Source organism: Mesorhizobium sp. M1A.F.Ca.ET.072.01.1.1 (genome assembly GCF_004023325.1).
GTDB lineage: Bacteria > Pseudomonadota > Alphaproteobacteria > Rhizobiales > Rhizobiaceae > Mesorhizobium.
The window spans coordinates 1-1,323 of the sequence record NZ_RZSF01000645.1; the positions used below are offsets into that span (position 1 = coordinate 1).

Genomic DNA, 1,323 nt, shown 5'->3' on the forward strand with positions numbered 1-1,323 from the left:
CTCATGCATTCGGTGATCATGTCGGAAGACGGCCAGTTCTGCTTCCATCGCGGCGTCGACCTCGGCGAATTGCGCGGCGTGGTCGACGCCGCGATGGAAGCAGAACTGGCCGTCTTCCGACATGATCACCGAATGCATGAGCACCGGGGCCACATCGTCGATCGATACCCAGCGCCGGTCGTAGCCGGAGAAGGTGACAAGATCCTTCAGCATCAGCGTCGAAACCGGATGCACAAAGGGCGGCAGATAGAGAAAGGTGAGCGCGACCGGCATCGCGGCCAGCACGATCGCCGCGACCAGGCAGCGCCGGCCAAGGCGCTTGAGACCGGCGCGGTTCAGGCGCCGCGGCCGTGCCATGTCCAGCCCTTCGCTTTCATGTTCGACGATCGGTTCCGTCAAGCCGCCCCACCCGTGCCACCCGCTACTTCGGCATAATGGCGCGAGGCTGCTTGCGCAACGTCTGAGTGTCGGCTACCGGTCCCGGCCATGTTGAAAGACGACCAGGTGGCCTTCGAATCCGCGCTTTTTACGCGCGCCGCAGCAGTCGAGGTCCTGCTGCGGCAGGTCTTCGATGCGCCTCTGCTCTCCGGCGAGATCGCCCGGCCGGAACGCCTGATGGCGGCGATGCGCCATGGCGTGCTCAACGGCGGCAAGCGGCTCCGCCCTTTTCTGGTGATGGAAAGCGCGGCGCTGTTTTCGGCAAATGACGAGGCGGCGCTGCGCGTCGCCGCCGCGCTCGAATGCGTGCATTGCTATTCGCTGATCCATGACGATCTTCCTGCCATGGACGACGACGATCTGCGCCGCGGCCAGCCGACGGTGCACAAAGCTTTCGACGAGGCAACCGCGATCCTTGCCGGCGACGCGCTCTTGACTTTGGCCTTCGACATCATCGCCGACGAGGCGACCGCGTTGCCGGCCGAGCGACGGGCGGCGCTGGTGCTGGCGCTCGCCCGTGCCGCCGGAGCCGGCGGCATGGTCGGCGGCCAGACGCTCGACCTCGAGGCCGAGCGCAAGCGGCCGGACGAGGCCGGCATCATCCGTCTGCAGGCGATGAAGACAGGCGCGCTGATCCGTTTCGCCTGCGAGGCAGGCGCCATGATCGCCGGCGCATCCGCCGTCGACCGTGAAAGGCTGGCGGAGTTCGGCTCGTCGATCGGTCTTGCCTTCCAGCTTGCCGACGACCTGCTCGACCTCACCGCCGACGCAAAGCAGATGGGCAAGGCGACCAAGAAGGACGCCGCTGCCGGCAAGGCGACACTTGCTGCGCTGCACGGCGCCGACTGGGCGCGCGAGCAGCTTCACGGCCTCATCGCCCAGGCG

At 66.9% G+C, this 1,323-nt stretch carries 1 protein-coding gene and 1 pseudogene; one reads left to right on the plus strand and one right to left on the minus strand.

The annotated features are described in order from the left end of the window. Window positions 1-357 (minus strand): annotated as a pseudogene (locus EOA32_RS37250) (transglycosylase domain-containing protein); the annotation flags it as partial. Between the two features lie 129 nt (window positions 358-486). Between EOA32_RS37250 and EOA32_RS37255 the strand changes: the two are divergent. After that, on the plus strand, window positions 487-1,323 hold an 837-nt coding region (locus tag EOA32_RS37255; RefSeq protein ID WP_145971517.1), incomplete at its 3' end, for a polyprenyl synthetase family protein.